20 protein-coding genes are annotated in these 21,194 nt (G+C 59.5%); 18 read left to right on the plus strand and 2 right to left on the minus strand.

Translation table 11 applies throughout. The features are described 5' to 3' along the window. Window positions 1-23: 23 nt before the first annotated feature. Genes lpxD through lpxB form a run of 5 tightly spaced genes read left to right on the plus strand, consistent with a single transcriptional unit; the run spans window position 24 to window position 4,431 of the window. Window positions 24-1,091: a UDP-3-O-(3-hydroxymyristoyl)glucosamine N-acyltransferase gene (lpxD, locus tag FBZ97_RS16380; RefSeq protein ID WP_145320167.1), complete on the plus strand. Its 1,068-nt coding sequence runs from the start codon at window positions 24-26 to the stop codon at window positions 1,089-1,091. Beyond that, window positions 1,084-1,557: a 3-hydroxyacyl-ACP dehydratase FabZ gene (gene fabZ, locus FBZ97_RS16385; RefSeq protein WP_069612095.1), complete on the plus strand. Its 474-nt coding sequence runs from the start codon at window positions 1,084-1,086 to the stop codon at window positions 1,555-1,557. Before lpxD ends, fabZ begins: the two co-directional genes overlap by 8 nt. Further along, window positions 1,554-2,369, plus strand: coding sequence for an acyl-ACP--UDP-N-acetylglucosamine O-acyltransferase (gene lpxA, locus FBZ97_RS16390; RefSeq protein ID WP_113352589.1), 816 nt, complete (start codon window positions 1,554-1,556; stop codon window positions 2,367-2,369). The genes fabZ and lpxA overlap by 4 nt, the downstream gene beginning before the upstream one ends. Window positions 2,370-2,371: 2 nt before the next feature. Then, the gene (locus FBZ97_RS16395) at window positions 2,372-3,253 is read left to right on the plus strand and encodes an LpxI family protein (RefSeq protein ID WP_145320165.1); all 882 of its coding nucleotides are present in this window, start codon (window positions 2,372-2,374) and stop codon (window positions 3,251-3,253) included. Then, a complete protein-coding gene (gene lpxB, locus FBZ97_RS16400; protein WP_145320163.1) occupies window positions 3,250-4,431 on the plus strand; it encodes a lipid-A-disaccharide synthase in 1,182 nt (393 codons plus the stop codon). The genes FBZ97_RS16395 and lpxB overlap by 4 nt, the downstream gene beginning before the upstream one ends. A 27-nt stretch (window positions 4,432-4,458) precedes the next feature. Here the strand turns inward: lpxB and gltA are convergent, their stop codons facing one another. Next, window positions 4,459-5,748 (minus strand): citrate synthase, encoded by a 1,290-nt coding sequence (gene gltA, locus FBZ97_RS16405; protein WP_015339806.1) that lies wholly within the window; start codon window positions 5,746-5,748, stop codon window positions 4,459-4,461. A 281-nt stretch (window positions 5,749-6,029) separates the two neighbouring features. On the opposite strand from gltA, the gene FBZ97_RS16410 reads away from it, so the two are divergent. After that, on the plus strand, window positions 6,030-8,507 hold the full coding sequence (locus FBZ97_RS16410) for a ComEC/Rec2 family competence protein (RefSeq protein ID WP_246661776.1): 2,478 nt from the start codon (window positions 6,030-6,032) through the stop codon (window positions 8,505-8,507). Here the strand turns inward: FBZ97_RS16410 and lexA are convergent. Then, window positions 8,488-9,210, minus strand: a complete 723-nt coding sequence (gene lexA, locus FBZ97_RS16415; RefSeq protein WP_112338327.1) for a transcriptional repressor LexA — start codon at window positions 9,208-9,210, stop codon at window positions 8,488-8,490. The genes FBZ97_RS16410 and lexA overlap by 20 nt on opposite strands. A 418-nt stretch (window positions 9,211-9,628) precedes the next feature. Here lexA and FBZ97_RS16420 point away from each other — a divergent pair, with 418 nt between their 5' ends. From FBZ97_RS16420 to lipA, 12 genes are all read left to right on the plus strand, one after another. After that, entirely contained in the window at window positions 9,629-10,516 is an 888-nt protein-coding gene (locus tag FBZ97_RS16420) for a VOC family protein (RefSeq protein ID WP_145320161.1), read from the plus strand. Then, window positions 10,513-11,352, plus strand: a complete 840-nt coding sequence (gene kdsA / locus FBZ97_RS16425) for a 3-deoxy-8-phosphooctulonate synthase (RefSeq protein ID WP_145320159.1) — start codon at window positions 10,513-10,515, stop codon at window positions 11,350-11,352. Before FBZ97_RS16420 ends, kdsA begins: the two co-directional genes overlap by 4 nt. A gap of 148 nt (window positions 11,353-11,500) precedes the next feature. Next, a complete protein-coding gene (gene eno, locus FBZ97_RS16430) occupies window positions 11,501-12,775 on the plus strand; it encodes a phosphopyruvate hydratase (RefSeq protein ID WP_095434816.1) in 1,275 nt (424 codons plus the stop codon). Window positions 12,776-12,992: 217 nt separating this feature from the next. After that, window positions 12,993-13,304 (plus strand): septum formation initiator family protein, encoded by a 312-nt coding sequence (locus FBZ97_RS16435; protein ID WP_113333723.1) that lies wholly within the window; start codon window positions 12,993-12,995, stop codon window positions 13,302-13,304. A 157-nt stretch (window positions 13,305-13,461) separates the two neighbouring features. Next, window positions 13,462-14,505 (plus strand): pyruvate dehydrogenase (acetyl-transferring) E1 component subunit alpha, encoded by a 1,044-nt coding sequence (gene pdhA, locus FBZ97_RS16440; RefSeq protein ID WP_113333724.1) that lies wholly within the window; start codon window positions 13,462-13,464, stop codon window positions 14,503-14,505. A gap of 16 nt (window positions 14,506-14,521) precedes the next feature. Next, complete coding sequence (locus FBZ97_RS16445; RefSeq protein ID WP_145320157.1) at window positions 14,522-15,907, plus strand: pyruvate dehydrogenase complex E1 component subunit beta; 1,386 nt, start codon at window positions 14,522-14,524, stop codon at window positions 15,905-15,907. 15 nt (window positions 15,908-15,922) lie between these two features. After that, window positions 15,923-17,284, plus strand: coding sequence for a pyruvate dehydrogenase complex dihydrolipoamide acetyltransferase (locus FBZ97_RS16450; RefSeq protein WP_145320155.1), 1,362 nt, complete (start codon window positions 15,923-15,925; stop codon window positions 17,282-17,284). A 23-nt stretch (window positions 17,285-17,307) separates the two neighbouring features. After that, complete coding sequence (locus FBZ97_RS16455; RefSeq protein WP_069612108.1) at window positions 17,308-17,949, plus strand: SGNH/GDSL hydrolase family protein; 642 nt, start codon at window positions 17,308-17,310, stop codon at window positions 17,947-17,949. 52 nt (window positions 17,950-18,001) lie between these two features. Continuing rightward, window positions 18,002-19,447 (plus strand): dihydrolipoyl dehydrogenase, encoded by a 1,446-nt coding sequence (gene lpdA / locus FBZ97_RS16460; RefSeq protein WP_113333727.1) that lies wholly within the window; start codon window positions 18,002-18,004, stop codon window positions 19,445-19,447. A 55-nt stretch (window positions 19,448-19,502) separates the two neighbouring features. Continuing rightward, complete coding sequence (locus tag FBZ97_RS16465; RefSeq protein WP_145320153.1) at window positions 19,503-19,757, plus strand: GlsB/YeaQ/YmgE family stress response membrane protein; 255 nt, start codon at window positions 19,503-19,505, stop codon at window positions 19,755-19,757. A gap of 68 nt (window positions 19,758-19,825) precedes the next feature. Next, window positions 19,826-20,074 (plus strand): GlsB/YeaQ/YmgE family stress response membrane protein, encoded by a 249-nt coding sequence (locus FBZ97_RS16470; RefSeq protein ID WP_145320151.1) that lies wholly within the window; start codon window positions 19,826-19,828, stop codon window positions 20,072-20,074. Between the two features lie 36 nt (window positions 20,075-20,110). Continuing rightward, window positions 20,111-21,082, plus strand: a complete 972-nt coding sequence (lipA, locus tag FBZ97_RS16475; protein WP_113333730.1) for a lipoyl synthase — start codon at window positions 20,111-20,113, stop codon at window positions 21,080-21,082. Window positions 21,083-21,194 lie beyond the last annotated feature (112 nt).

Below are 21,194 nucleotides of genomic sequence, written 5' to 3' on the forward strand. Positions count from 1 at the left end.
ACACCGTTCTGGAGCTGGTGCTTATGGAACATACTGGTTTTTTCCCGCCCCATGGTGGCGTCAGCTTGAAACAACTGGCTGAGCATCTTGGGGCGGAACTGGCTGATACGGCCTCTTCCGAGGTCGTCATCAGATCTATCGCTCCCGTCTATCGGGCAGGCGAGGGTGACGTTTGTTATATCCTTTCCCGAAAGAATCGCGCTGAGCTGGAGACCTGCAAGGCTTCAGCCATCATTTGCCTTCCGGCACTGAAGTCTTTCGTTCCCGATCACATCCCGGTACTTCTGTCGAAGAAGCCGCATACGGATTTCGCCATTGCCGGCGCGTTGCTGCATCCGCAAGCCATGCGGCCGGTTACGTTCACGGCAAGCCCGCTCGTGATTTCCTCCGCTGCGACCATCGATGCGACCGCTAAGCTGGAGGCCAATATCGGCATCGAGCCCGGTGCGATCGTCGGCCCTGGTGCGGAGATCGGCGAGGGGACCTATATCGGCCCTAATGCCCTCATCGGGCCGGGTGTCAAGATCGGGCGCAATTGCAGCATCGGCGGCGGAGCGAGCGTGCTCTGCGCCTATCTCGGCAATGGCGTCATCATCCACAATGGCACGCGCATCGGCCAGGACGGTTTTGGCTATGCGCCGGGACCGCGCGGCATGGTCAAGATCGTGCAGATCGGCCGCGTCATCATCCAGGACAATGTCGAGATCGGCGCCAATACGACGATCGATCGCGGCACCATGGACGATACCGTGATCGGCGAAGGCACGAAGATCGACAATCAGGTCCAGATCGGACATAACGTCCGCATCGGTCGCCACTGTGCTATCGTCAGCCAGGTCGGCATTGCCGGCAGCACGGTGATCGGCGATGGCGTGCAGATCGGCGGGCAGGCGGGCCTCAACGGGCATATCCACATTGGCGACGGCGTGCAGATCGGTGCCAAGAGCGGCGTGATGAACAGCATCCCGGCGGGCGAGCGCTATGCGGGTCTTCCTGCGCGGCCGCTATGGGATTTTCTAAGGGAATCGGCGGAGATCGCGAAGCGGTCAGGAGCCAGAGACAAGAAAGACGGGAGTGCGGAGCATGACTGAGGAAGCCAAGACGTCGCTGTCGTCGGCTGACATCATTGAAATTATGAAGCTTTTGCCGCATCGCTACCCCTTCTTGATGGTCGACAAGATCATCGAGATCGATAGCGATAATTCCGCGATCGGCATCAAGAACGTGACGGCGAACGAGCCGCAATTCACCGGACATTTCCCGGAATCGCCAATCATGCCGGGCGTGTTGCTCATCGAGGGAATGGCGCAGACAGCCGGCGCGATCTGCGCCCGCAAGGACGGCATCGGCGGTAACCTCGTTTACTTCATGACGATCGACAACGCCCGCTTCCGCAGGCCGGTCGTTCCGGGCGACCGTGTCGAATTCCACGTCGTCAAGCAGAAGCAGCGTGGGACCATCTGGAAGTTCCATTGCGATGCCAAGGTTGACGGTTCGCTGGTCGCCGAGGCCGATATCGGTGCGATGATCGTACGGAAGGATCAGGAACAGGCATGAGCAGCATCGCAAAGAGCGCCCGCATCCATAAGCTGGCGGTTGTCGAAGACGGCGCGGTCATCGGCGAGAATGTTGTTGTCGGCCCGTTCTGCTATGTCGGTCCCAAGGTTGTGCTGCATGACGATATTCAGTTGCTCAATAATGCCGTTGTGACCGGTCGTACGACAATCGGCAAGGGAACGAAGATCTTTCCGATGGCTGTTGTCGGTGGCGATCCGCAGAGCGTCCATCATCACGGCGAGGAAACGACGCTTGATGTCGGCGAGAACTGCACGATCCGCGAAGGCGTGACGATCAATACCGGTACGGCCGATTACGGCGGCAGGACGATTGTCGGCAACAACAACCTGTTCCTTGCCAACTCGCATGTCGCTCACGACTGCCGCGTCGGAAACAATGTCATCATGTCGAATAACGTCATGTTGGCCGGACATGTCACCATCGAAGATCGCGCCATTCTTGGCGGCGGCTGCGCGGTGCACCAGTTCACCCGTATCGGCCGCCAGGCCTTCATTGGTGGTCTTACGGCCGCCAGCTACGATGTCATCCCTTACGGCATGTTGAACGGCAATCCAGGCGTGTTGTCAGGATTGAATGTCGTCGGGATGAGCCGCGCAGGGATTGATCGTGCCGTCATCCACCGCGTTCGCCGCGCCTACAAGAGCATCTTCGAAGGCGAAGGTTCCATCCGCGACAATGCAGCGGCTATCCGCGAGGAATATGCCGATTGCAAGGAAGTGATGGAAATTCTCGATTTCATTGCTGCCGATAGCGATCGCGCGCTTTCATCGCCGAATCGCGGCAAGAGCTGAGGGTGGTTTCGGCCAGCGAAAACGGCAAGGGCAGACTGGCGATCATCGCAGGCAGCGGGCTTTTGCCGGTTTACGTCGCCGACGCCGCCCGCCAGGCCGGTGAAAATCCCGTTATCATCGCTTTGACCGACGAGGCCGATCGCGATTGGTCTGCCTTTGATCACGCCAATCTCGGCGTCGGCAATTTTGCTGGCCTCGAGGCGATGTTCCGCCGACATGGCGTCGATCGTGTCGTCATGTCGGGCGGTGTCGCACGACGCCCTTCGTGGCGGCAGGTGCATCCCACTTGGCGCGTCATCAAGGAATTGCCCTCCACCATTCGCACGCTTCTTTCGGGCGGCGACAATGCCGTCCTGCAGATGGTCATTCGCCTGATCGAAGCTGGCGGAGTTCGCGTCGTGGGTGCGCATGAAATCGCACCGGATCTCTTGGCGACGACCGGCCCGCTTGGAAAAATCTCGCCGGTGGAAGAGGATCTGCGCGATATCGCTCAAGGCGCAAAGGCGGCGGATGCACTGGGACTCCTGGATGTCGGGCAGGGCGCGGTCAGCGTCGGCGGCCGCGTTGTTGCGCTCGAAGGCGCCGAGGGTACTGATAAGATGATCGAGCGAGTTGCCGAACTGCGCGCAGCAGGACGCATCTCGACACGCCGGCGCGGCGTGCTCGTCAAGCTCTGCAAGCCGCAGCAGGATATTCGGGCCGATTTGCCATCGATCGGCGTTTCTACGGTATCGAATGCCAAGAAGGCTGGCCTAGCCGGCGTCGCAGTCGAAGCCGGCAGGGCCTTGATCCTCGACCGGCAAACGGTGATCGCCGCCGCGGACGAGGCCGGTATTTTCGTCTGCGGCATCGATCGCGGACTGAGTACGGAGGGCTTCATGTGAGCTCAGCGTCTTTAAAGCTTGCCGTCGTTGCTGGAGAAGTTTCCGGCGATCTGCTGGGCGGCGATCTCGTCGCGGCCCTGAAGCGACGCCATGATGGTCCGGTCGAGCTGGTGGGTGTCGGCGGCGAGGCGCTAGAGGCGCACGGCCTGCGCTCGCTCTTCGATTATTCCGAGCTCTCGATCATGGGCTTCATTCAGGTCATCAAACGGTTGCCGAAGCTGCTGGCCCGCATCCGGCAGACGGCGGATGCGGTTATTGCTGCAAAGCCGGACGTGCTCGTGATCATCGACAGCCCCGATTTCACGCATCGCGTTGCCAAGCGGGTGCGCAAGGCGTTACCCGATCTGCCTGTTATCGATTACGTCTGCCCCAGCGTCTGGGCGTGGAAAGAATATCGCGCACAGCAGATGCTTGCCTATGTCGACCATGTGCTGGCCGTCTTGCCGTTCGAGCCTGCTGCCATGAAGCGCCTGGGCGGTCCGGTAACCACTTATGTCGGCCACCGCCTGACGGTCGATGCCAATCTTGTGGAGACGCGACGTCAGCGCGCCTTGCGCGGTCTGGCCGGTGCCGATGTGGCGAAGACGATCCTGCTTTTGCCCGGATCGCGTGCATCGGAGATCCGGCAACTCCTTCCGGTTTTTGAGCGGGCTACCGAAGAACTTAGCCGGAGAAATGATAATGTTCGTTTTCTGCTGCCGACCGTGCCGCGGCAGGAGGCGGTGGTTCGCTCTTTGACCGCCAATTGGCAGGTCAAGCCGGATATACTCGTCGGCCAAGATGCCAAATGGAGTGCCTTTGCCAAGGCGGATGCCGCCATGGCAGCCTCCGGAACGGTGATCCTGGAGCTTGGGCTGGCGGGCGTTCCCGTAGTCTCGACCTATAAGACGGAATGGCTGGCGAAATTCGTGCTGTCGCGCATCAAGATCTGGACAGCCGCCTTGCCAAATCTCATCGCCGACTATGCCGTTCTGCCTGAGCTCATCAACGATGTTCTGCGGCCGGGCATGCTGGCTCGTTATATGGAGCGCCTGTCGAGCGACACACCGGAGCGTGCGGCGATGCTTGCTGGCTACGATCTGGTCTGGGAACGGATGCAGACGAAGGAGCCGCCTGGCGACAAGGCTGCGCAGATTGTTCTGGACGTTCTAGCCCATAAAAAAACCGGTCATCTCTGACCGGTTTTTTTGTTTCAATACCGAAGCTTAGCGCTTGGAAACAGGCACATATTCGCGCAGCGGAGCGCCGGTGTAGAGCTGGCGCGGACGGCCGATGCGCTGATGCGGATCCTCGATCATTTCGTTCCACTGAGCGATCCAGCCGACGGTGCGGGCAAGAGCGAACAGAACGGTGAACATGGTCGTGGGGAAGCCGAGAGCCTTCAGCGTGATGCCGGAATAGAAGTCGACGTTCGGATACAGCTTCTTTTCGATGAAATATTCATCGGTCAGAGCGATACGCTCCAGTTCGATCGCGATGTCGAGCAGCGGATCGTCCTTGATGCCGAGCTCGCCGAGAACCTCGTGCGCCGTCTTCTGCATGATCTTGGCGCGTGGGTCGTAGTTCTTGTAGACGCGGTGGCCGAAACCCATCAGGCGGAACGGATCGTTCTTGTCCTTGGCGCGGGCGATGAATTCCGGAATGCGGTCGACCGTGCCGATTTCGTTCAGCATGTTCAAGGCCGCTTCGTTGGCACCGCCGTGAGCCGGTCCCCAGAGGCAGGCGATGCCTGCAGCGATACAGGCAAACGGATTGGCGCCGGAAGAGCCTGCCAGACGAACCGTAGATGTGGAAGCATTCTGCTCGTGATCGGCATGCAGAATGAAGATGCGGTCCATGGCGCGGGCCAGCACCGGATTGACGACGTATTCTTCGCACGGAACCGCAAAGCACATACGCAGGAAGTTCGACGCGTAGTCGAGGTCGTTCTTTGGATAAACGAAGGGCTGGCCGATATGGTACTTGTAGGCCATGGCGGCGAGCGTCGGCATCTTGGCGATCATGCGCAGGCTTGCGACCATACGCTGATGCGGATCGGTGATATCGGTGGAGTCGTGATAGAAGGCGGAAAGCGCGCCGACACAGCCGCACATGACGGCCATCGGATGCGCGTCGCGGCGGAAGCCGGTGAAGAAGCGCGACATCTGCTCGTGCACCATCGTATGGTGGGTCACGCGATAGTCGAAGTCCTTCTTCTGCGCTGCCGTCGGCAGTTCACCGTAGAGAAGCAGGTAGCAGACTTCGAGGAAATCGCCGTGTTCGGCCAGCTGATCGATCGGATAGCCGCGGTGCAGCAGAACGCCTTCGTCGCCATCGATGTAGGTAATGCTCGACTCGCACGACGCGGTGGAGGTGAAACCAGGATCGTAAGTGAAAGTGGAGGTGTTCTTATAAAGGGCACCAATATCAATGACACTCGGGCCGATGGTTCCGGTCTTGACCGGCAGGTCCACCGTCTTTTCACCCCAAGTTAGTTTCGCGCTTTGTTCCGTCATGCTGATCCTCCAAGATTTGGCGGGATTGACGCCATAAAAAGCGCCAAAAGGTTAAGCGACTACCGACTAGCTATATGATCCCGAGCCTAATGCCAAGTTATCCTAACGCTGAATTGTGCAATGCAGTATCAACTTTTGGGCACTGCAGAAGCGCCTCTAATTATGCTAGGCGGCGAAACCGGCCCAATTGAGCCCTGTTTGCGTCGATTTTGGTTGAATTCATCGCCTGCTAACGGCAAAAATCGCGCAAAAGCTGTAGTTTTGCGTGGGGACGGCGGCGAGTGCCTAATTTGGAGGCATCCGAGCAGCGGAAAGAGGGTGGGGACGTTGCTGCGCTCTCGCAGCCTCGCCCTGTTGTTGCCACGAATATCTTGCCCGCCGAAGTGCAGCGACGGGAACGGACGCAGGACCAGACGCGGCTGACATCCCGGCTATTGCGGGTATCAAGCCGCATTCGGCTTGGCACCTTCGGATTGATCGAAGAGGAGGCGGCCCATGGTCGCGCGGTCCTGCTTGCGCCGATCTATATCGGCCTTGGTGCAATTTTCTGGTTCAAGGCTGGCAGCGATCCGCCTCCACAGGCTGTTCTTGCAGGCCTGTTGGTCTTTACCTGTGGCTTTGCGCTCATGCGGGAGGCAGGCAGGCTGTTTCGCCATCTGCTTTTTGCAGGCATGCTCCTTTGCCTGGGCATGGCGCTGGCGCAATGCGAGAGCTGGCGGGTTTCTACCGTCATGCTCGATTCGGCCGTGACCACGACCGTGACCGGTCAGATCGAACGACGGGAATCCTATGACAATGGACGCTGGCGCTACGTCGTTCGCGTCGAGGCAACGGAAAAACCTTCCATTCGCCGCGCGCCGCAGCGGGTTACGATCTTCGTGCGCAAGCAGGCGGAGCCGTTCGATCTCGGTGATCGCATCCAGGGTAGGGCGCGGTTGACGCCGCCGGCCGGACCGGCCTTGCTTGGCCTCAACGATTTCGCCTTCAGTTCCTATTTCAATGGTATCGGTGCGAACGGCTTTGCCTACGGAACGCCGAAATTATTGTCTCCGGCCGGTGATAACGCCGCCGGTGCTCTGATGGATATGGCCGATATTTGGCTCGCCGGGTTGCGTAACAGCATAGGCGACAGGATCAGGCAAACCTTGCCGGGAGATACCGGCGCCTTTGCCGCGGCGCTTGTCACCGATGAGAGACGCGCAATCTCCAAGAATACGACGGAAGCGCTGAGAATTGCCGGCCTGACCCATATCATTGCAATTTCCGGTCTGAACATGGCGTTGTCGGCCGGCATTTTCTACATCGGCCTACGCTACTTGTTCAGCCTGTTTCCCGGCGTCGCGCAGGCCTGGCCGACCAAGAAGTTCGCAGCCCTCGGCGCGCTTCTCACCGTAACGGCCTATTATCTCATCTCCGGCTTCGGTGTATCCGCCGAGCGTGCCTTCATCATGATGGCGATCATGCTCGCGGCCGTGCTTTTTGATCGACCATCCATCAGTCTGCGCAACGTCGCACTTTCTGCCATTGTCATTCTCGTACTGTCGCCGTCGCAAGTGCTCGGCCCGAGCTTCCAGATGTCTTATGCCGCAACGCTGGCGCTGGTGTCGGGCTATTCGCTATGGAAGCGGCGGCGACATCGCGAAAACATTTTGCCGCGCGTCCGTCTATTAAGTCCGCTATTGTTCGTCATGCGCTTCTTCGCAGGCGTGACGTCGACCTCGTTCATCGGCGGCGCGTCGACGGCTATCTTCTCGATCGAGCATTTTCACCGGTTGGCGACATATGGGCTCGCCGCCAATCTCGCTGCTATGCCCATCGTCTCCTTTATCGTCATGCCATTCGGCATGGCGGCGATGCTGCTCATGCCGCTCGGTCTCGACGGGCCTTTCTGGAAAGTCACCGGAGAGGGACTGGAACTCGTTATCATGATCGCAAGAACCGTAGCTGGTTGGGGAGGTGACATTACCTTCGGTCGCCAGCCGACCTGGCTGATGCCCACATTCATTATCGGCTTCCTGATCATGAGCATATTGCGGACCCGGCTTCGCCATCTGGGCCTGCTATTATCGCTCTTGTCCATGGGCTTGGCGGCATTCGGATCTGGCGTACCGAAACCCGACCTGATGATCTCCGAAGATGGCGTTCTGGTCGCGTTGCGCCAGGACGATATACTCGCGACCAATCGTGAGAAACCGCAGGCCTTCATTTTCGAACAATGGCAAAAGGCACTGGTTGCGGCGGAACATCAGCCTCCGACCATGCTCTCGGCTGACAGCCGACTTCCACAAATCGGCAAGGCAGATCGTTATAAGCGATTGAACAGTGAAGAACAGAGGGCGGTCCGCACCGCAATGGAGGAGGCCTTGGACCGTACCATGCAGGGCAGTTTCGCCTGCCAGAAAGGAGCATGGTGCGCAGCCATCCTCGAAAACGGCGCGATACTGGTTACGATCGAGAACGCAGCCTATCTACCCTCAGCCTGCAATATGGCGAATATCGTCGTAACGCCAATCCGAATGCGGCTGAACCACTGCCGTTCCGGAGCGATGCTCATAACCGGTGCGACATTGCGCAAAACCGGCTCCATCGAAATGATACTTACCGCAGACAGGCCCATTATCTCAGCCGCATTCGAGAACCCGCAGCGTCCATGGACCAGGCATCGAACCTATGATTGGCGCACTGGCAAATTCGACGCGCCAATTGCGCCAGCGTCACCCGTCGTCGACAATTCACCGGTTAGTGATAGCGACGAATAAGGCCAACGAGCTTGCCCTGAACTTTGACGCGGTCCGGCCCGAAGATGCGGGTTTCATAGGCCGGGTTTGCGGCTTCCAGCGCGATGGAGGCACCCTTGCGGCGGAAGCGCTTCAGTGTCGCTTCTTCGTCGTCGACGAGTGCAACGACGATATCGCCGGGATTGGCCGTCGTCGAATTGCGGATGATGACGGTATCGCCGTCGAAAATTCCGGCATCGATCATCGAATCCCCTCGAACTTCAAGCGCATAATGTTCGCCGGATCCGAGCATGTCGGCGGGAACGGTAATGTCGTGCGTATTGTTCTGGATGGCCGAGATCGGAACACCGGCAGCGATGCGGCCCATCACGGGCACCGACGCCGAGCCATTGTGATCGTCATTTGCCACCTTCGACGGAGCGGGCGGGGCAACGGGCTGCGGCTTTCCGAGGCTGCCCTCGATAACGCTCGGAGAAAAGCCGCGGCGCTGCTGCAGGCTCGGATTATAGGCGTCGGGAAGCTTGATGACTTCGAGCGCTCTGGCCCGGTTCGGCAGCCGGCGGATAAAGCCCCGCTCCTCCAGTGCCGTAATCAGGCGATGAATACCGGATTTCGATGCCAGATCCAGTGCATCCTTCATCTCGTCGAAAGATGGCGGAACCCCGGATTCCTTCATGCGTTCGTGAATGAAGAGAAGCAGTTCCTGCTGCTTGCGCGTCAACATCGTCTTGGAACCCCAGAATCAAGAAAAGCTGTGAAACAAATCCAGAACGGACACTATATGTTCCATATGTGTTCCGCAAGTACTTAAATTTCGGTAAAGCCTTGTGAGGTCAGTTAAATAATTACCATTTGCGAATGGATCGGCTCCGAACATCGGCGCGCTGTGTCTCCGTTAACCTGCAGAAAAATAAGAGAAATGCCGCTCTACTCGCTTCCGAGACTTTGTCGTCAGCCCGTGCGCCGAGCATTTGGATGAACGTGCCGCGCGGCTGCATGAGCCAGCCATGGCAGAGAATCAGCAATCACGTTTGCGAGATTGCCTTCGATCCATGTCGTGTGCTCCGGGTGTTCCATGCTTCCATCTTGAATTGCGCGGGGGATGGGCGCAAATCTGCTTCGGCAAGCAAACAGGAGAAGCCATGATTTCGTCTCCGCATCCGCTGGATCATCTCGTGCTGCCGACCGTCGATATCGCTCTGGCACGCGAGCGCCTCGGCAAGCTCGGTTTTACAGTGGCTCCAGATGCGCGCCATCCCTTTGGCACGCAGAATGCTTGCGTCTTCCTTGCCGATAAAACCTATTTAGAGCCTCTGGGCGTGGCATCGATGGAGCAGTGCGAAAAGAGCATCTTGGATGGCAACGTTTTCGTTGCTCGTGACCAGGCTTATCGCTTCCGGGTCGGCGAAAATGGCTTTTCGGCCGTGGTATTCGGTACGGATGACGCGGTGGCGGATGACGAGCGCTTCAAAGCAGCTGCGATTTCGGCGGGGCAGATGCTGGATTTCTCCCGTCCCATGAAGATGCCGGATGGAACGGAAACCACGGCCGGTTTTCGTCTTGCCTTCGCCGCCGATCTGCGCGCGCCGGATTTTCTCGCTTTCTGCTGTCAGCGCATCAATCCGCTGCCGGCTGACCGCAGTGTGCTCGAGCGTCACGAAAACGGCGTGACTGGTATCGCGCGGGTAGCGCTTTGCGCGCCGAAGCCGGCGGCCTATCGCGGCTTCTTCGAGGAGCTTGTCGGTGGCCCGCGCATTATGGAGCATTCCTTTGGCCTGACGATCAAGGCCGCCAATGCCGATCTGGAGATTTTGACGCCGGAAGGAATGGAGGCATTCTATGATCTACCTGTTCGCACGAATGATCCGGGGCTCAGAGCACGTGCAATCCTTTTCAAAACGCGCGATCTTTCCGTGACATCGTCGCATTTCACTGCTAACGGCGTCACCTATACGCGTAAGAACAATCGTCTATTGGCGAGGTTGGCACCCGGTCAGGGCGCATTGTTCGCCTTTGAGGAGATAATATGAGCACGAATTCGGAAGTCACCGTCGGCGAGGGTGCCTCCAAGGTCCTCTTTTCCAATACTGCAAAGCTGTCGCTGATTGCCGGCCCCTGCCAGATGGAAAGCCGCGACCATGCGTTCATGGTTGCCGGCGTCCTGAAGGAACTCTGCGGCAAGCTGGGCATCGGCCTTGTCTACAAGTCCTCCTTCGACAAGGCGAACCGCACATCGCTGTCGGGCAAGCGTGGCATCGGCCTGGAAAAGGCGCTGGAAGTCTTTGAAGACCTGAAGAAGGAATATGGCTTTCCGGTTCTGACCGATATCCATACGGAAGAGCAGTGCGCCATCGTTTCCAAGACGGTCGATATCCTGCAGATCCCTGCTTTCCTGTCGCGCCAGACCGATCTTTTGGTTGCAGCCGCCAAGACCGGCCGCGCGGTCAACGTCAAGAAAGGCCAGTTCTTGGCGCCGTGGGACATGAAGAACGTGCTTGCCAAGCTGAACGACAGCGGCAACCCGAATATTCTTCTCTGCGAGCGCGGTGCCTCCTTCGGCTACAACACGCTGGTCTCGGATATGCGCTCGCTGCCGATCATGGCGGCGATGGGCGCGCCCGTCATCTTCGATGCGACCCATTCCGTGCAGCAGCCTGGTGGGCAGGGCGGTTCGACCGGCGGCGACCGCCGCTTCGTCGAGACGCTGGCGCGCGCGGCCGTCGCCGTCGGCGTTGCCGGTCTCTTCGTGGAGACGCATGAGGATCCCGACAATGCACCGTCCGACGGCCCAAACATGGTCTATTTGAAGGATATGCCACGGCTTCTGGAGAAGCTGCTGGCCTTCGACGCCATCGCCAAGGCTTGAAACGTAGCCGGCATTCAACAGGCTGACATGAATTTACGTTACGGGCCTGCAGGAGTGCCAAATCGCGGCGCGGATCGCCATTGTAATTTCCGCGCCTTCGATTAAGACGATTTAAATCGATTTATAAACCAGCGAGCAGGAAGCTATCATGACCGCAATCACCGACATTATCGCCCGCGAGATACTCGACAGCCGTGGCAATCCGACTGTCGAGGTCGATGTCTACCTCGAAGATGGCAGCTTGGGCCGCGCGGCGGTTCCGTCGGGCGCGTCGACCGGCGCGCATGAAGCCGTCGAGCTTCGCGACGGCGGCAAGCGCTACCATGGCAAGGGTGTCGAGAAGGCCGTCGAAGCCGTCAATTCGGAAATCTTCGACGCCATCGGCGGCATGGACGCCGAAAACCAGATCCAGCTCGACAACATCATGATCGAGCTTGACGGCACGCCGAACAAGTCGCGCCTTGGTGCAAACGCTATCCTCGGCGTCTCGCTGGCCGTCGCCAAGGCTGCTGCCCAGAGCGCCAACCTGCCGCTCTACCGCTATGTCGGCGGCGCTCATGCCCGCCTGCTGCCGGTTCCGATGATGAACATCATCAACGGCGGCGCCCATGCCGATAACCCGATCGACTTCCAGGAATTCATGATCCTGCCGATCGGCGCTGACTCGATCCGCGAAGCTGTCCGCATGGGTTCGGAAGTTTTCCATGTGCTTAAGAAGGAACTGGCATCGCAGGGCCATAACACCAACGTCGGTGACGAAGGCGGTTTCGCACCCGGCCTTTCCAGCGCGCCGGCAGCTCTCGACTTCATCATGAAATCAATCGAAAAGGCCGGCTACAAGCCGGGCGACGAAATCGCTCTCGGCCTTGATTGCGCCTCGACCGAATTCTTCAAGGACGGCAAGTACGTTCTCGAAGGCGAAGGCCGCACGCTGGAATCCGGCGCCATGGCTGAATACCTCGCAGAACTCGCAGCCAAGTACCCGATTGTTTCGATCGAAGACGGCATGGCTGAAGACGACTGGGAAGGCTGGAAGACCCTGACTGACCTGATCGGCAAGAAGACCCAGCTCGTCGGCGACGACCTGTTCGTCACCAACTCCGCTCGCCTGCGCGACGGTATCCGCATGGGCGTTGCCAACTCGATCCTCGTCAAGGTCAACCAGATCGGCTCGCTGACCGAAACTCTCGACGCCGTCGAAACCGCACACAAGGCCAACTACACCGCCGTCATGTCGCACCGCTCGGGCGAAACGGAAGATTCCACGATCGCCGATCTCGCCGTTGCCACCAACTGCGGCCAGATCAAGACCGGCTCGCTGTCGCGTTCCGACCGTCTTGCCAAGTACAACCAGCTCATCCGCATCGAGGAAGCGCTCGGCCCACAGGCAAAATATGCCGGCCGCTCCATCCTTCGTGGCTGATATCTGACCTGTCGGATCCATCCGGATCCACGGCAAAATTATTACTTGGATTGAACCGCGCCTTCGGGCGCGGTTTTTTGTTGGTCCCGACTGTTAGAGTCAACGGACGGTTAATCTCTGCGGGTTAAATTAGCTCTAGGTGTTTGATTTGATGTGATCTTGTTCGAAGCGCATTGGCTTTGGGAGATCGCGTAAAGCCAGAGCGTGACGAGCGAGTATGTGGACAAAGTATCATAAGAAGAGAAGGTTCGGCCGTCTCATCCTTCCCGCCATCACCATCGCTTTCGTGAGCTACTTCGGTTATCATTGCATTCATGGTGATTACGGCCTGAAGGCGACCGAAGTTTTCGAGCAGCGCCGCCTCGACCGCGCCAAGGAATTGGCTGATCTCGTCGCCAAGCGCGAACACCTTGAAAAGGAGGTCGCGCTGTTGAGTGACGGCTCTCTGGATAAGGATATGCTCGATCAGTATGCACGCTATCAGTTGACCTATTCCAAAGCGAACGAGATCGTCATCTTCAACAAATAGCCATAATTAACCGAATTTCGGTTAATCGCGTTTTTGTAAGTTATATCAATGACTTGCGAAGAATATGAGCCATGCAATTATAGCATTGCTGTGGCGGGCAATCTTCCCTATGTTACGCCTCACCATAAAACGAGGCTACTCACACAGGGAGGGTTGAATGGCGCCGCGAAAAAACGCGACCGTTTCCAGCCGTAAGACAGCATCAAGGCCTGCCAAGGAAACCAATGGCGGCCCGATCGCAGATTTCGATCGTGATGCGGAGCTCAAGGCTTATCGTGAGATGCTCCTGATCCGCCGCTTTGAAGAGAAGGCCGGTCAGCTTTACGGCATGGGCTTCATCGGCGGCTTCTGTCACCTTTACATCGGCCAGGAAGCTGTCGTTGTCGGCATGCAGATGGCGCTGAAGGATGGTGATCAGGTCATCACCGGCTATCGCGACCACGGCCATATGCTGGCGACCGGCATGAGCGCCCGTGGCGTCATGGCCGAGCTCACCGGACGCCAGGGCGGCTATTCCCGAGGGAAAGGCGGCTCCATGCACATGTTCTCCAAGGAAAAGAATTTCTACGGCGGCCACGGCATCGTCGGCGCCCAGGTTTCGCTTGGCACCGGTCTCGGCTTTGCCAATTGGTACCGCGGCAATGACAATGTCAGCGTCGCCTATTTCGGTGACGGCGCCGCCAACCAGGGCCAGGTCTACGAAAGCTTCAACATGGCGCAGCTCTGGAAGCTGCCCGTGATCTTCGTGATCGAAAACAACCGCTACGCCATGGGCACCTCGACGGCTCGCGCCACCGCGCAGGCCGATTTCTCCAAGCGCGGCGCCTCCTTTGGCATTCCCGGCATCCAGGTCGACGGCATGGACGTTCGCGCCGTCAAGGCTGCGGCTGACGAAGCCGTTGCGCATTGCCGCTCCGGCAAAGGCCCGATCATTCTGGAAATGTTGACCTACCGCTACCGCGGTCACTCCATGTCCGACCCGGCGAAGTACCGCTCCAAGGATGAAGTGCAGAAGATGCGCTCCGAGCACGACCCGATCGAGCAGGTCCGTATCCGCCTGCTCGAAAAGGGCTGGGCAACCGAAGACGATCTGAAGGATATCGACAAGGATGTCCGCGACATCGTCGCCGACAGCGCCGATTTCGCCCAGAACGATCCAGAGCCGGATGCATCCGAGCTCTACACCGACATTCTGCTCTAAATCGGGGAGGGACACTATGCCCATCGACATTCTCATGCCCGCCCTTTCTCCGACGATGGAAGAGGGTACCCTTTCGAAATGGCTCAAGAAGGAAGGCGACAAGGTCGTTTCCGGTGACGTCATTGCCGAAATCGAAACCGACAAGGCCACCATGGAAGTGGAAGCCGTCGACGAAGGCACGATCGGCAAGCTGCTGATCGACGCCGGCACCGAAGGCGTCAAGGTCAACACCAAGATCGCCATCCTCTTGCAGGACGGCGAATCCGCTGACGCCATTTCGTCCGCCAAGGCTGCACCTGCCGCCGAACCGGCAAAGACCGAGGCGCCTGCCGCTGCTGCGCCGGCACCGGCTGCTGCACCGGTTCCGGCTCAGCCGAAGACCGCTGCTCCTGCTGACCCGGAAATTCCGGCCGGCACCGAAATGGTGTCGATGACGGTGCGTGAAGCGCTGCGCGATGCCATGGCCGAAGAAATGCGCGCCAACCCGGACGTCTTCGTCATGGGTGAAGAAGTCGCCGAATATCAGGGCGCCTACAAGGTGACCCAGGGTCTGCTTCAGGAATTCGGCGCACGCCGTGTGATCGACACCCCGATCACCGAGCACGGCTTTGCCGGTATCGGTGTCGGTGCTGCGATGGCCGGCCTCCGCCCGATCGTCGAGTTCATGACCTTCAACTTCGCCATGCAGGCGATCGACCAGATCATCAACTCCGCCGCCAAGACGCTCTACATGTCCGGTGGCCAGATGGGCGCTCCGATCGTCTTCCGCGGTCCGAACGGTGCTGCTGCCCGCGTCGGCGCTCAGCACAGCCAGGATTATGCCGCTTGGTATAGCCACATTCCGGGCCTTAAGGTCGTCATGCCCTACACGGCAGCCGACGCCAAAGGCCTGCTCAAGGCTGCCATCCGCGATCCGAACCCGGTCATCTTCCTTGAAAACGAAATTCTCTACGGTCAGCATTTCGATGTGCCGAAGCTGGATAATTTCGTACTGCCGATCGGCAAGGCCCGCATCCACCGTCCGGGCAAGGATGTTACCGTCGTCTCCTTCGGCATCGGCATGACCTATGCCACCAAGGCCGTTGCCGAGCTGGAAGCCCAGGGCATCGATGTCGAACTCATCGATCTGCGCACCATACGCCCGATGGATCTTCCGACGATCATCGAATCGGTCAAGAAGACCGGCCGCCTGGTCACCGTCGAGGAAGGCTATCCGCAGTCCTCCGTCGGCACGGAAATCGCCACCCGCGTCATGCAGCAGGCTTTCGATTATCTCGATGCGCCGATCCTGACGATCGCTGGCAAGGACGTACCCATGCCATACGCCGCCAACCTCGAAAAGCTGGCGCTTCCGAGCGTCGCCGAAGTGGTCGATGCGGTGAAGGCCGTTTGCTACAAATAAGGGGAGGGCTCATCGATGCCTATCAACATCACCATGCCTGCCCTCTCGCCGACCATGGAAGAGGGCAACCTCGCCAAGTGGCTGGTCATGGAAGGCGACAAGATCAAGTCCGGCGATGTCATCGCCGAGATCGAGACTGACAAGGCAACGATGGAAGTCGAGGCTGTCGATGAGGGCACCGTCGCCAAGATCGTCGTTCCTGCCGGCACCGAAGGCGTGAAGGTAAACGCCCTGATCGCTGTGCTTGCCGCCGATGGCGAAGATGTCGCTGCTGCAGCGTCCGGCGCTGGTGCCGCTGCTGCTCCGGCCGCGAAGGAAGCTCCGAAGGCGGAAGCAGCACCTGCTGCGGCCCCGGCTTCGGCAAGCGTTTCTGCTCCTGCCGCACCCGCCCCGGCACCCGCTGCATCGGCTCCGGCGGCAAACGACGGTCACCGCACCTTCGCTTCGCCGCTCGCCCGCCGCCTTGCCAAGGAAGCAGGCATCGACGTAGCGGCCGTTTCCGGCTCTGGCCCGCATGGCCGCGTCGTCAAGAAGGATATCGAAGCTGCGGTTTCCGGCGGCGCCGCCAAGGCTGCTCCCGCCGCTGCACCGGCCGCACAGCCGGCAGCAGCAGCCGCTCCGGCAGCGCCGAAGGGCATGTCCGACGACGCCGTCCTCAAGCTGTTCGAGCAGGGTTCCTACGAGCTCGTGCCGCATGACGGCATGCGCAAGACCATCGCCAAGCGCCTGCAGGAATCCAAGCAGACGATCCCGCACTTCTATGTCTCGGTCGATTGCGAACTCGACGCGCTGCTGGCGCTCCGCACGCAGCTCAACGATTCCGCTCCGAAGTCGAAGGACGGCGTTCCGGCCTACAAGCTCTCGGTCAACGACATGGTCATCAAGGCCCTGGCGCTGGCATTGCGCGATGTTCCGGACGCCAACGTCTCCTGGACCGATAGCGCCATGGTCAAGCACAAGCATGCCGATGTCGGCGTTGCCGTCTCCATTCCTGGCGGCCTGATCACGCCGATCATCCGCAGCGCCGAGCAGAAGACGCTCTCGACCATCTCCAACGAGATGAAGGACTACGGCAAGCGAGCCAAGGAGCGCAAGCTGAAGCCTGAGGAGTATCAGGGTGGTACGACTGCCGTGTCGAACATGGGCATGATGGGCGTCAAGAACTTCGCCGCCGTCGTCAACCCGCCGCATGCGACCATCCTGGCCGTCGGCGCGGGCGAGCAGCGCGTCATCGTCAAGAAGGGCGAGATGGTAATTGCCAACGTGATGACCGTCACGCTGTCGACCGACCACCGCGCCGTCGACGGTGCGCTCGGCGCCGAGCTCCTGGCAGCCTTCAAGGGCTACATCGAAAATCCGATGGGGATGCTCGTCTGAGCCTTGATGACACGGAGGCATGAATGACCAAGACTGTTCTGTGTTACGGCGACTCGCTGACATGGGGCTACAGTGCCGAAACGGTTGGCCGTCATGCCTATGAAGATCGGTGGCCGAGCGTGCTGCAAAAGGCGCTCGGCAACCAGGTGCGCGTGATCCCGGAAGGATTGAACGGCCGCACGACGGCGTTCGACGATCATCTCGCCGATTGCGACCGCAATGGCGCGAGAATCCTGCCGACGATCCTGCAGACCCACAATCCGCTCGATCTCGTCATCATCATGCTCGGAACCAACGACATGAAGCCGGTTGTCGCCGGTTCGGCCTTTGCCGCTCTGCAGGGCATCAGCCGCTTGGTCCAACTGGTGCGCAATCACGCCTGGGGGTTCGACTACGAGGTGCCCGATATCCTCATCGTCGCCCCGCCGGCGATCACCGAGACAGCCAATGCTGCCTTTGCGGCCAGCTTTCTCGGCGCGGTCAAGGAATCGAGCAAGCTGCCGACGCTCTACAGCGACCTGGCAGATGAACTGGGTTGCGGCTTTTTCGATGCCAATACGGTCGCCGTCACCACGCCGCTCGATGGCGTTCATCTCGATGCGGAAAACACCCGGGCGCTCGGTCGCGGCCTCGAGCCGATCGTGCGGATGATGCTCGGTCTCTAATAGATTTAAGGCGCCGGCTCCGATCCGCCGCCACGATTAAGGCAGGAAACACATGGCTGAGAATTACGACGTCATTATCATCGGCTCCGGTCCGGGCGGTTATGTCGCCGCCGTGCGCGCCGGCCAGCTTGGCCTGAAGACCGCGATCGTCGAGCGTGAGCACCTGGGCGGCATCTGCTTGAACTGGGGCTGCATTCCGACAAAGGCGCTGCTCCGTTCGGCCGAAATTCTCGATCATTCCAACCATCTGAAAGATTACGGCCTTGTTCTCGAAGGCAAGGTGAGTGCGGATGTGAAGGCAGTCGTCGCCCGGTCGCGCGGCGTTTCCGCCCGCTTGAACACCGGCGTCGGCTTCCTGATGAAGAAGAACAAGGTCGATGTGATCTGGGGCGAAGCCAAGATCACCAAGCCCGGCGAAATCGTCGTCGGCAAGTCGACCAAGCCGGTCGTCGAGCCGCAGCATCCGGTGCCGAAGAACGTCAAGGGCGAGGGCACCTACACCGCCAAGCACATCATCGTCGCGACCGGCGCCCGTCCGCGCGCGCTGCCCGGCATCGAGCCCGATGGCAAGCTGATCTGGACCTATTTCGAAGCGTTGAAGCCGGATTTCCTGCCGAAGTCGCTGCTTGTCATGGGCTCGGGCGCGATCGGCATCGAATTCGCGAGCTTCTATCGCTCCATGGGCGTCGACGTCACCGTCGTCGAAGTCATGCCGACAATCATGCCGGTCGAGGATGCGGAAATTTCCGGCATTGCCCGCAAGCAGCTGGAAAAGCGCGGCCTGAAGATCTTCACCAAGGCGAAGGTCACGAAGGTCGAGAAGGCCGCGAATAGCATTACCGCCCATGTCGAAACCGAGGACGGCAAGGTTCAGCAGATCGTTGCCGACCGGATGATCTCCGCGGTTGGCGTACAGGGTAACATCGAGAACCTCGGCCTCGAGGCGCTCGGTGTGAAGACCGACCGTGGCTGCGTCGTCATCGACGGCTACGGCCAGACCAACGTTCCCGGCATCTATGCCATCGGCGACGTTGCCGGCCCGCCGATGCTCGCCCACAAGGCCGAGCACGAGGGCGTCGTCTGCATTGAGAAGATCGCCGGCTTGCCGAATGTTCACCCGACCGACAAGAGCAAGGTGCCGGGCTGCACCTATTGCCAGCCGCAGGTTGCTTCCGTCGGCCTGACCGAAGCCAAGGCCAAGGAACTTGGCCGCGATATCCGCGTCGGCCGCTTCTCCTTCGTTGCCAACGGCAAGGCGATCGCTCTCGGCGAAGATCAGGGCCTCTGCAAGGTCATCTTCGACAAGAAGACCGGCGAACTGCTTGGTGCGCATATGGTCGGTGCAGAAGTGACCGAACTCATTCAGGGCTTCGTGGTCGCCATGAACCTCGAGACGACGGAAGAAGAGCTGATGCACACGATCTTCCCGCATCCGACCGTTTCGGAAACGATGAAGGAAGCCGTGCTGGATGCCTATGGCCGGGTGCTGAACGCTTGATAATTTCCTGCCATGCCCTTTATCCAGGGGGTGGAAAACAGGAAAGGAAATCAACATGTCTATCACGGCGGAAGGTTGGATCGTCTTTCTTCTCATCGGGCTGGTCGCGGGTTTCCTCGCGAGCCTGATCGTTGGAGGAGGCGGGCTCATCAGTTGTCTGGTGAGCGGCGTGATCGGCGCTTTCGTGGGCGGTTTCCTGTTCCATTATTTCGGGATATCGCTCGGCATTGAAAATGCGCTTGTGGTGGAGATCATCCATGCCACGGTCGGCGCGATCATCGTGGTGCTGTTGGCGAGATTGATCGTCTAGGGCATCTCAGTGAGAGGCACGAGGTGTTCAGCGGGATTGTCCTGAAGGGCACTTGAAACGAGGGTTTGATGGAAAGCATGGGTTGGCTGGGTCTGATCATCATCGGCGGTCTTGCGGGCTGGCTCGCGGGCAAGCTGATGGATGCGCGTTATGGCATCATCCTGAACATCATTCTCGGCATTGCCGGTTCGGTCGTGGCTGCGGCGCTGATGGTGGCCCTGCATGTCGGCGTTCCCGGCGGCCGGCTCGGCTTTTTCATCACCGGTTTCATCGGTGCATGCATTCTGATATTCCTCGCCAAATTCGCTCGGCGATGAAGGGCCGCATTTCAAGCGGCGGAAAGTAGACGTTCCATGGTCACGATTCTCGATACGATCAACCCGGACGCAAAGCGCGTGCGACACCCGGAAAAGGCGCATCGGCCGGATACGGAAGTCATGCGCAAGCCGGACTGGATCCGCGTGAAGGCGCCGACATCGAAGGGCTATGCCGAAACCCGTTCGATCGTGAAGGAGCACAAGCTCGTCACGGTCTGCGAGGAGGCCGGTTGCCCGAATATCGGCGAGTGCTGGGACAAGAAGCACGCCACCTTCATGATCATGGGTGAGATCTGCACGCGCGCCTGCGCCTTCTGCAATGTCGCGACCGGCAAGCCGAACGCGCTCGATATGGCCGAGCCGGAAAACGTCGCCAAGGCTGTCAAGCAGATGGGCCTCAGCCACGTCGTCATCACCTCGGTCGACCGCGACGATCTGGAAGATGGCGGCGCCGAGCATTTCGAGAAAGTCATCTGGGCGATCCGTGCGGCTTCGCCGTCGACGACGATCGAGATCCTGACGCCGGACTTTTTGAAGAAGCCGGGCGCTTTGGAGCGCGTCGTCGCCGCCAAGCCGGACGTCTTCAACCACAATCTGGAAACTGTGCCCGGCAATTACCTGACGGTTCGCCCCGGCGCGCGCTACTTCCACTCCGTCCGCCTCCTGCAGCGGGTCAAGGAACTAGACCCCACCATGTTCACCAAGTCCGGCATCATGGTCGGTCTCGGCGAGGAGCGGAATGAAGTGCTGCAGCTGATGGACGATCTGCGCACCGCTGACGTTGACTTCCTGACCATCGGCCAGTATCTGCAGCCGACGCGCAAGCATCATCAGGTCATGAGCTTCGTCACGCCGGAAGAGTTCAAGTCCTATGAGACAGTGGCCTACAGCAAGGGCTTCCTGATGGTCGCTTCCAGCCCGCTGACGCGCTCGTCCCATCATGCTGGTGACGATTTCGAGCGGCTGCGCGCTGCTCGCGAAAAGAAGCTGCTGCTGGCCGCCGAATAAACCGAACAAGATTCATTTTGGCATTCGAAAGAACCGCGGCGATTGTGCTGCGGTTTTTGTTCGCGCTGTCATCTCTTTGTCATTGACGCGGCCTAGGGAACACGCCGCCGTT

This window comes from Rhizobium sp. ERR 942, assembly GCF_007828395.1.
GTDB lineage: Bacteria > Pseudomonadota > Alphaproteobacteria > Rhizobiales > Rhizobiaceae > Rhizobium > Rhizobium dioscoreae.